Source organism: Parabacteroides sp. AD58 (assembly GCF_023744375.2).
GTDB classification, from domain to species: Bacteria; Bacteroidota; Bacteroidia; order Bacteroidales; family Tannerellaceae; genus Parabacteroides; species Parabacteroides absconsus.
In genome coordinates, this window is sequence record NZ_CP146284.1 from 104219 (window position 1) to 115507 (window position 11289).

The 11289-nt window shown below is 42.5% G+C and carries 5 protein-coding genes; 3 read left to right on the plus strand and 2 right to left on the minus strand.

The annotated features are described in order from the left end of the window. The first annotated feature begins 45 nt into the window (after nt 1-45). Complete coding sequence (locus NEE14_RS00435) at nt 46-5463, plus strand: C10 family peptidase (protein ID WP_251966304.1); 5418 nt, start codon at nt 46-48, stop codon at nt 5461-5463. Nucleotides 5464-5792: 329 nt separating this feature from the next. On the opposite strand, the gene NEE14_RS00440 is transcribed toward NEE14_RS00435, so the two are convergent. After that, nucleotides 5793-7625: an LTA synthase family protein gene (locus NEE14_RS00440; protein ID WP_251966305.1), complete on the minus strand. Its 1833-nt coding sequence runs from the start codon at nt 7623-7625 to the stop codon at nt 5793-5795. 74 nt (nt 7626-7699) lie between these two features. After that, nucleotides 7700-9316 (minus strand): ABC-F family ATP-binding cassette domain-containing protein, encoded by a 1617-nt coding sequence (locus tag NEE14_RS00445; protein ID WP_251966306.1) that lies wholly within the window; start codon nt 9314-9316, stop codon nt 7700-7702. A 419-nt stretch (nt 9317-9735) separates the two neighbouring features. Between NEE14_RS00445 and NEE14_RS00450 the strand changes: the two genes are divergently transcribed. Both NEE14_RS00450 and NEE14_RS00455 read left to right on the plus strand, forming a co-directional pair. Further along, on the plus strand, nt 9736-10293 hold the full coding sequence (locus tag NEE14_RS00450) for a LemA family protein (protein WP_022457008.1): 558 nt from the start codon (nt 9736-9738) through the stop codon (nt 10291-10293). A gap of 3 nt (nt 10294-10296) precedes the next feature. Continuing rightward, the gene (locus tag NEE14_RS00455; RefSeq protein WP_251966307.1) at nt 10297-11271 is read left to right on the plus strand and encodes a M48 family metallopeptidase; all 975 of its coding nucleotides are present in this window, start codon (nt 10297-10299) and stop codon (nt 11269-11271) included. Nucleotides 11272-11289: the final 18 nt, after the last annotated feature.

Consider the following 11289-nt stretch of genomic DNA (forward strand, 5'->3'; position numbering starts at 1 on the left):
ATTTCTTGGAGTTAATTCATTTATTTATTATAAAATAGAAAACTTATGAAAAGACGATTACTTCTTTTGTTTGTTCTTTTCTCCATGGCCTTTTGGAGTGTGGCGGAAAGAATTGATGTGGCAACGGCTCGTAAAATAGCCGAAAATGTAGCCGCATCTAACACGGGTGGCTTGCGTTCAGCAAGTAGTGAACTTTCTCTTATTTATGCGGCTGCTCCGGGGCAGGAAAAAAATGCTTTGCGAAGCACGGGGGCAGTAGATGGTGCAGCTGATTATTTTGTGTTTAATATCGGGGCAAACAAGGGCTTCGTGATTGTTTCGGGGGATGACCTGGCATATCCTGTTCTTGGACAATCAGATGAAGGAACGTTTGAACCAGACAATTTACCAGAAAACTTGAGGGCGATGTTGGCGTATTATCAGAATCAAATCTCTTGGGCGGAACGGAATGACGTAATTCCTTCGGCTGATGTCCAAGCAGAATGGGGGCGATATCTGGCAGGTAGCTTGCGTTCTTCAGGGGAAGAGGTTTTGTATGAAACGGCACATTGGTCGCAGGGGGATCCGTATAATCGAAAAACGCCCATAATAAATGGACAACATGCTGTTACGGGATGCGTGGCGACAGCTTGGGCAATTGCCATGAAATATAATGAATGGCCTGTGGCCGCCAATTCTGAAACTCGAGTGAATACATATTGGCAACAACCGGTGGAATATCCCCAACAATACGATTGGGATAATATGTTAATGGAATATAATAGAGGACAATATACCGATGAACAGGCTGATGCTATAGCAACCTTGATGTGGAATATTGGGGCGAATGTTGACATGAATTACGGCGTGGACGGAAGTGGTGCTAGTAGTAGTTCTGCAGCGCAAAAAGCTGTAGAGGTATTCGGATACAGTAAAAAATGTCGGTATCTTTCTAAAAGTGATTATCGTTGGAGTGAATGGAAGTCAATACTGCGAAATGAATTAGATGAGAAGCGTATAGTTCTTTATAGTGGATCGAATTCTGATGGAGGACATGCTTTTGTTTGTGATGGTTATAAAGATGGAGAAGCGTTTCATATCAATTGGGGATGGGGAAATTCCCATGGTTATTATCTATTGACAGCCTTAGATCCAGATGGTTTGGATGATCCGTATGGAAACAAAAATGGTATGACCATCGGTATTGCTAAACCAGAAGAGGGAGAGACTGAGGTTTGTGAGTTGAAATATAGATCGTTGTCGACCTTGCCTAATCCAACTGTAGGAACTGTGTTTAATGTTTATCCTCAGATATATAATATAGGAAATGTAAGTTTTAGTGGATGGGTTAATATGGCTATTATTCAACAGAATGGTATAATAGGTACACATATATCTACTAAAAAACAACTATCAGCTCTGGAACAAAGATACTACATAGATTATACCTTTGAATGTCAATTGAATTCATCTCTTTCAGAAGGAGAAAGGATCATGCCTATCTATTCGACTGATGGTAGTAATTGGCAAATTATGTATGGGACAGCAGATGCTCCACTTTATATTGATATGACTGGAACTGTTAATGAGATAGATGAACCCGATGATCCGGCAGAAAAACCTGTTAGTATCAATATTTATTGGAATGGCTTTGATGATGTTTATTTGCCAGTTTCATCCGGTGGTTATACATATACATCAACATATGGAATTTCGTATGGCATTATTAATGCAGCGGGTGATGTCGTTTTACGTTATACGTTGAAAGACTATGATGCTTGGAAGGATGCTCTTACTTTGTCTTCATCAAATAGTGCGAATGGAACATATAATCCTGTAACGATAGCAACTGATGGCTCGTTTGAAATTCCGTTGGCACAAACGGAGTTCCAAAAGGGAAATTATCAAAATTTTTTGGAGGTTTCTTCTACGAAAGGAGGAAAGCTGGGGTATAAAATTCAAGTGTACTATGCTTCTGATACAGACCGAGAGAATCCTCTGTTTGGACAAGATGGCAATGAAATGACATTTGTAAATCCTATATCGGGTTCGATTACTCCTAATCCAATTACGGGGCAAGCCGGGGTTGAAATTCCATTCTCTTTTACTTTTGAAGATGTCGATGCAGAATTACGGGGAAAGAAATTATCGTTCTTGGTATCTCTACAGTGTTACATGAAAGAAGGTGTGAAATTATATTATGTAGAAACAGATAAGAAAACTGAAATAGAATTGGATGGGTCGGGGACTTATCTTAATTCAACAGATCTAACAACTGCGGGTAGCTTGGAAGCAGGAAAGGCTTATTCATTTAGCCTATTAATACCTAGTGTTCCCTCAGGATCGGGGACTCCATTTATTGCTTTGTCAGTGTATGCTGATGGGAAACCCGTTCCTTCACAAAATTATACTGGGCATGCAGATATATCTATTACTTCCCAAGCAGAAACGTATTATCAAATAACGACAAACTTTACTCATATTCAGTTGCAAAATGGCATTACACAGGTTAAAAAAGGAGAAAATCTTTCCCTTACATTAGTACCAGATGCCGGGTATGCATTGCCGAGCACTATTACAGTCAAAGTAGGAGGAACAGTTTTAGGTGAGTATACATATAATTCTTCAAATGGTTATTTGTACATTGCTTCTGGTAAGATTACCGGGGACATTGAAATTACTGCTAATGGGGTTGAGGTGAAAAATACCTATACAGTTACATCTCAATTTACGGGATTAAGTGTGAACGGATGGCAGGAGACCGTTACAGAAGGGGATGACTTAACCTTTACATTATCTGCCAATGAAGGATATGTCCGTCCAGAAACAATTACTGTGAAGATGGGTGGTACTACTTTAACCGCAGGTAATGGCTATACCTATAATCAAGAGACAGGCGAAGTATCTATCAATAAAGTGACTGGAGCAGTTGAGGTAATCGCCGAGGCTGTTAAAATACATACGGTAACCCCCCAATTCACAGGAGTATCGGCTACAGAAGGAGTTCCTCAGACGGTTTTGAATAATAAGGGACTTGCTTTCATCTTGCAAGCTTCAGCAGGTTATAAACTCCCGGAAACTATTACAGTAACGATGGGTGGAAATTCGTTGGTCGCTGGAAGAGATTACACTTATGAACAAAGTACTGGTGATTTTAGTATTACGAAGGTTACGGGTAATGTGGTTGTAACAGTAGAGGCTGATCGCTATTATACCGTATCGAATACAATCACGAATTTGACAGTTACACCTGAAATACCAACTGAAATTAAAGCCGGTGGAACAATCACTTTCACGCTGCAAGCAGAGACTGGGTATAAATTACCAAAGACAATTACAGTGACGATGGGTGACAGTCCGTTGACAGTGGAGAATGGTTATACTTACGATGTATCTACAGGTGAAGTTTCGATTACCCCAGTACAAGGAAATATACAAATCACGGCTACGGGCGAAGCCATTGCTTATTATCAAATTGATGTTACTACGAGAATCCAGAACTTGGAGGTGAAAGGAGTTGTCCCGACACAAGTAGAAGAAGGAGAAAATGTATTCTTTACATTGGAACCGGACGAAGATTATAAGTTGCCGACAGCTATCACGGTTACTATGGGAGATAAACCTGCCGACTTTACTTATGATGCGGAGTCAGGTCAAGTATCGATCAAGAATATTCAAGGGAAAATTGTTGTAATTGCTGCTGGTATAGACAATAGTCATCAGGAGGTAATTATACCACCTGTAGAAGGATTGGATATTGATCCGATTGAACCGGTAGAGACGAATTCGAAAGTAGAATTGACATTGAAGGTACAGACCGGTTATGCGTTACCTGAAACTATTGAGGTGACAATGGGCGGTAAACCGTTGGCTGCCGATACAGACTATACGTATGATGCAAGAACGGGTAAGTTTACATTGAATAGTATTACCGGAGAATTGAAGATTAATGTCGTTCCGGTAAAAATACAATATGATGTAACTGCTACTCTAACCCATTTGACGGCTACTATTGCTGAAAAAGTAGATTACAATGATCCGCTTTCCTTCACGTTAGTTCCGGGACAGGGTTATAAATTACCGGCTGCAATTACGGTTGAAATGGGAGCTTCTGCCTTACAAGTTGGTGTTGATTATACCTATAATACGACAACAGGCGAGGTGAAAATCAATGCTGTGACAGATGCGGTTAAAATTACGGCAACAGGTGTTGAGCTTTTGAAATATACAATAACGATGGCATTGACGAACCTGAAGTCTGATAAAGAAGAACTGACTGTTTATGAAGGGGAATCATTCGCCTTTAAGTTAATTCCAGATGCCGGTTATCGTTTACCAGAGACGATTACTGTTACAGGTGCAAATGGAACGATTACAGGTGTTGTTTATAACGCTACTAGCGGAGAAGTAAAAATACCGAATGTAAAAGAAGCTTTGACTGTTACTGCAGCTGCCGAAAAGATCCCGACTTACGCGGTAGAATTCCAATTAACAGATGTCACTACCGATTGGAAAGAAGATGCGGTAGTTCAAGAAGGAGGAACTTTGAGTTGTACGTTGAAAGCAAATACGGGATTCCTTTTGCCAACATCAATAACTGTTACAATGGGTGGTGTTGCTTATCAGGATTATACGTATGATGCGTCAACAGGGAAAGTTGAAGTTCGCAATGTAAAAGGAAAGGTTGTTATTGTGGCTGTTGGTCGTGACGATAGTATGCGTAAGGTTAAACTCTCTTTGTCTAATGTATCGTCTAAACCTTCTCCTGCAGAAGTACCTGTAAACAGTCAATTAGAACTTGTCTTTACAGCAGATAATGGTTATAAATTACCGGCAACTATCAAGGTTTCTATGGGAAATAAGACTTTGACTGCTGGTTCTGATTATACCTATAATCAATCTACAGGTAAGTTCACATTGGCTAAAGTAACAGATAATGTAGATATTACTGTTATTGCAGAGCTAATACAGACACCAACGCCTGATCCAGATCCAGAACCCGATCCAGATCCTAAGCCTGTAACTTATACCGTTACGCTTCCTGTGGTAGAGGGTGCTGTTTTGACTTCAGAAACAGGAACTACAATTAAAGAAAATGAGAACTTTATATTTACCATTACATTAAAAGATGGTTATAAGAACTCTAAACCGGTTGTTAAGGCCAATGGTAAAGAGATCTTGCCAGATTCTAAAGGGCGGTATGTTGTTGAAAATGTGAAGACGAATATAACGATTACAGTTTCTGGAATTGTAAAGGATGATCCGACTGCAAATATGGTAATACAAGGCTCATTGAAAGTCTGGGGTGCAGATGGTTACTTACATATCTTGTCTTCAAAAGTTGGTGAAGCACACGTTATCACTTATAGTGGACAACTTTATAAGATTATAACATTGACAGGAGGTGAAACTATAACATCTCTTCCTTCGGGTATTTATATTGTTCATATAGATGGTCAATCCTACAAAGTCCATTTGTATTGATTATAAAATGTTCTCAGTAACTTCAACGATGAGGAAGGATCAATCGTTGAAGTTACTGAGTTAGTAAAGCTCAGGGCATCACCTTGGGAAAATACGATCCTCTGTTAAAGATCAAGCCCTGAAAGGGTGGAATAGTTTAAATTATTCTACTCTTTCAGGGCTTACTTTTTAATATCAAAGGAAATAGATATTCTTCCATGTTAATCTGCTCCTAATTCCTTTTATAACCGCTTTGATTCGTTTTGTCACTAACCGGAGGCGTAGTACTATCCAATCGGTTGGTGTCAAACAAATTGTCAATCGTCAATTATCCATTGTCAATTAGTTAGTTATCTTCTCCCCAAATCATCATACAGCGTTTGCAGGATGGCTTTTCCTTTTTCCAGCCGTTGTTCGCGTTGCCGGGCATCCGATTCCTGAATGACACGGTTGCTTTCATTGTCGTATACCGAATAGCCGGTGCTGTCGATGTAAGCGAAACCGTTTCCGAAGGTATAGAAGGCAAACGGCTCGTGCGTGAGGATATTCTTGCTGAAACGGAATTCTTCGTGTGGAATATCCAGCTGATTCAATAACGTGGCAGCCAGGTCGGTCTGATTGCATAAGGTTGAAATCACGCGCGGCTCTTTGATAGCGCCTCCTAACCAAAGCATCGGTATGTGGTATCGGAGCGGCTCGAAGTCCTTAATCTTGTCGGGATAACGGAAGCCGTGGTCGGCAATCAGAATAAGAAGCAGATTCTTCCATACCGGCAGTTCCTTGACTTTGCTGACAAAGGCTCCTAAACAGCTGTCGGTAAATGCGACCGAGTTGAGATACGGATGCTGGAACCGATGGTAAGGAACTTCGAATGGTTCGTGACTGCTTAGCGTCAGGAAGGTTGTCATCCACGGGTTTGTATCCGCATTTCGCTGTTTGATGGCTTCATATAGATAATTGAATGTAACATTATCATTCGCGCCCCATTTATTCAGCCGTTCCGAAATAGGGAAGTCTTTATCTGAAGTGATGGCTGTATAGCCTGAATTATAGAAGTAACTCTGCATGTTGGTAAAGTTGATATCACCACCATACAGCATGTCGCATGTATAACCTTGGGTATTCAGACTGTGGGCAATCGATGGGAGTGTCTGACTTTTGGCCGGATATTTCATGATCGAAGTAGTCGGTTGCGCCAGATATCCGTTGAGGACGGATACCAATCCGCGGTCGGTCCGGAATGAATTGGCATATAAGTTATCGAATAAGATTCCTTCCTGGCTCAATTCGTTTATATGAGGTGTCACATCGGCTTCTCCACCGGTAACGGCAATGGTATTGGCTGAGAAGCTTTCCAGGATGACAATCAGGATATCGGGCCGGTTTGTTGTTAACAGGCGGCAGGTATCCGGAGCAATTTCCTTTTGCTGACCGTATCGGTCGTTGAATATCTTTTCCCGTTTTTCTTCAGGGAAGAAATTAAACTGTTCTGCAAAATCCTGTTGCTTGGAAACTGATGCAAGCAGACTGAAGCACGGATTGATGGCCGAATGGTTCAGAAATGTATTGTTGCTGTAATATACCATGCCAACATTGGCTGTCGAAGTGGTGACACCGCCTCGGATTGGGATAAACATCAGGCCACCTAAGACGAGAACAGACAGCGAAGCCAACCAGCGGTTTCTGGCTGGAGTAAAGTCGGCCAAAGGCAAGATCAGCTTTGTCAGATATTTGTAAATCAGATAAACATAAACCAGAAAGGATATGGTCTGGACGAGAAACAGTCCGGCAGGAACGCTGGCCAAAGCATCTCCCGGTGATTTCAGGTAGAAGAACACTGTCGCATCCATACGGAAGCCCCAGAAGGCATATAAGGCTACGTCTGCTACAAAGATGGCGGCAATGATAAGGGCCACCGTTATAAAATAGCCTTTCAGTACTTTGCGGAGCCAGCTTCCGTTATACCATACCGAGACGAGTACCAGCAATAACGGGAGAACCGTCAGATAACCGGCTACTGTCAAGTCAAGTTTCAATCCATGCCAGATGACTTGGAAATAATCGGCTGCACTCAGCGCCTCTGTCATGCTTCTGTTATAGAAGAGAAACCAAGGTTTCTGTATGATGAAGACCGGTAGCCAGGCAAGAAAGAGGAGAATAAGAAAAAGAATTCTTTTCTTCATAGGAAACAGATAAAAAACGAGGTTATGAAGGTTCTGCCAGGCAGAGATCATAACCTCGTTATAGTGTTTGTATTTTATTTGTTATACAGCTTTTCCCGTAATTCAGCGATGGCCGGATCAGAGATATAATCATCGTATTCCATCATCTTGTCGATGATTCCGTTTGGTGTCAGTTCAATGATTCTGTTTGCCACGGTCTGAATGAATTCGTGGTCATGGCTGGCGAACAAAACATTTCCTTTAAATGTCTTCAAGGTGTTGTTGAAAGCTTGGATTGATTCCAAGTCCAAGTGGTTGGTCGGTGTATCGAGGATGAGGCAGTTGGCATCCGTCAACATCATCCGCGAAATCATACAACGCATCTTTTCACCTCCGGACAAGACACTTACTTTCTTCAACAGTTCTTCACCCGAGAATAACATTCTTCCCAAGAAACCTTTCAGGAATACTTCGTTGGTATCGGGCGAGAATTGAGACAACCAGTCGATCAGGTTATAATCTGAATTGAAGTAGTTGGTATTATCCAACGGCAGATAAGAAGTCGTGATGGTCTGTCCCCACTGATAAGTTCCGGCATCCGGTTTCTCTTCTCCGTTGATGATTTGGAACAAGGCTGTCATGGCACGCGGGTCATGGCTGATGAAGACAATCTTATCATCTTTCTCGACATTAAAGTTCAAATCCTTGAACAGATACTTGCCTTCGATGCTCTTGGTTAATCCCTTCACTTCCAAAATCTGATTTCCCGGTTCGCGGTTCGGTGTAAACAAAATACCCGGATAGCGGCGTGAAGATGGTTTGATTTCTTCGATGTTCAGTTTTTCCAACATCTTCTTGCGGCTTGTCGTCTGCTTTGATTTAGCCACATTGGCACTAAAGCGACGGATAAACTCTTCCAGTTCCTTCTTCTTTTCTTCCGCCTTCTTGTTCTGTTGCTGTTGCTGACGCAATGCTAACTGACTTGATTCGTACCAGAAGCTATAGTTACCGGCAAACAATTGCAGTTTTCCGTAGTCGATGTCGACTGTATGCGTACAAACGGAGTCGAGGAAGTGACGGTCGTGACTAACTACCAATACGGTATGTTCGAAGTTTGAAAGGTAGTTTTCCAACCATGAAACCGTTTCCAAGTCCAAATCGTTGGTAGGCTCGTCGAGGAGCAGATTATCCGGCTGACCGAATAAAGCACGTGCCAACAAGACACGGACTTTCTGCTTACCACTCAAGTCTTTCATTAACATATAATGCAGGTCTTCACCAATGCCCAAACCACTCAGCAGAGCTGCTGCATCGCTTTCGGCATTCCAACCTTCCATTTCTGCAAATTTCTCTTCCAGTTCTGAAACACGGATACCGTCTTCGTCGCTGAAATCAGGTTTGGCATACAAGGCATTCTTTTCGCTCATGACTTCCCATAAGGTGGTGTGTCCCATCAATACGGTATCCATGACGGTAAATTCATCAAAAGCGAAGTGATCCTGTGCCAGGACAGACAGACGTTCGCCCGGTCCCATGGAAATTGATCCTCTTGTCGGGTCCAATTGTCCGCTTATCACTTTCAAGAACGTAGATTTACCGGCTCCGTTAGCACCGATAATACCATAACAGTTGCCCGGCGTAAATTTCAGATTCACATCTTGAAACAAGATTCTTTTGCCGAACTGTACATCCAGATTGTTTACTGTAATCATATATTTAATTGAGTAAGTTTATCAGATATAGTAGAAAACCTAGGCAAAGATACGGAGAATTTACGAAAGTAACCAGCAGGAGGGGCGGTTTTCCGCCTTTATTTCTTAGCGGGGTGATCTGCTTTTCTTCTGGATGTGGGCAATTAAAGTTGCGAAAGCCGGGAATAATTCTTTAGTTCACGATGCGGATTACTTAGTTCACACCGTGGATTAAGTAGTTCACGTCGTGGATTACTTAGTTCACGCCGTGAACTAAAGAATATCTGGGCATATCTGAAAGTTTTTCTGCCGTCTTGTAGCAGAATATACGGGTTGTTCTGAAAAATACTGGCAGGTATTTTATAGAAAAATGGGCGGTAAAGTATGAAATTCAATCAAAATACCTATATTTGAGCCATTAATTAAAAGAAAAAAAGAATATGACACTTATTGTTGTAATTGCGGTTGTAGTATTATTGTTATTTTGGGTAATGTCTTTATACAACCGTCTGGTAAAGTTAAGAAACAATCGGGAAAATGCTTTTGCCGATATAGATGTGCAGCTGAAACAACGGCATGATCTGGTGCCGCAGCTGGTTGCGACGGTCAAGGGATATGCCTCACATGAAAAGGAAACATTAGACCGGGTCATCGCTGCCCGCAATGGAGCCGTTGCCGCCAAGTCGATCGACGACAAGATTCAGGCAGAGAATATGCTGACTTCCGCCTTGTCGGGCTTGAAGGTTACCCTGGAAGCCTATCCGGATCTGAAGGCCAACCAGAACTTTATCCAGTTGCAGGAAGAAATTTCAGACTTGGAAAATAAACTGGCTTCGGTACGCCGTTATTTCAATTCAGCTACCCGTGAATTGAACAATGCCGTCGAGACTTTTCCGTCTAACCTGATTGCCGGTATGTTTGGTTTCCATAAAGAAATGATGTTTGATCTGGGTGAACAGCGTGCTACGCTGGAAGAAGCTCCGAAAATTAGTTTTTAACGTATGAAATATGTCGGAATTCAGACACAGCAGAGCAGGAACAACGTGCGGTCGTTGTTTCTGCTCTGTTTGTTTCCCTGCCTGGTGGTGGGGCTGACTTACTTGTTCTGCTTTTTATTGCATTATCTTTCGATGTCGGACGACCAGACGGATATGTCGGTGGTCATTCTGTATACGAATGATATGTTCCTGCATGTTGTTCCGTATGTTATCGGAGGCGTACTGATCTGGTTCCTGATTGCCTATTTTGCCAATACGAGTATCATCCGTTCGGCTACGGGAGCTATTCCGTTGGAACGCAAGGACAACAAGCGGGTCTATAACCTGGTGGAGAATCTCTGCATGAGTCAGGGAATGAAGATGCCTAAAATCAATGTGATAGATGATGATTCGCTGAATGCATTCGCCAGCGGTATCGACGAGCGGACTTATACCGTGACGCTTTCGAGAGGCATCATTGATAAACTGAATGATGAAGAACTGGAAGGAGTTATCGCACACGAGCTGACGCATATCCGGAACCATGATGTCCGGTTACTGATTATTTCGATTGTGTTTGTCGGGATCTTTTCGATGATCGCACAGATCTGTATGCGGTGGGTCTATTACTCTTCATGGGCTCCGCGCCGGCGTGATGAGAAAGGAAACGGCGTAATCGTGGTGATGCTGCTGGCTTTGCTGGTGGCGGCCATCGGCTATTTATTTGCTACCCTGATGCGGTTTGCCATTTCCAGAAAACGAGAATACCTGGCTGATGCCGGTGCTGCCGAGATGACAAGGAACCCGCGTGCATTGGCAAGTGCCTTGCGGAAGATTTCGGCTGATCCGGATATAGAAGCCGTAAATAGGGCCGATGTTGCCCAGTTGTTTATCCAGCATCCGGGCAAACAGGCGATGGGCTTTCTGGATAGTCTGAACGGTCTGTTTGCAACCCATCCGCCCATTGAAAAGCGGATTCAGATACTCGAGCAGTTTTGAGTAGGCTGATATAGGAAG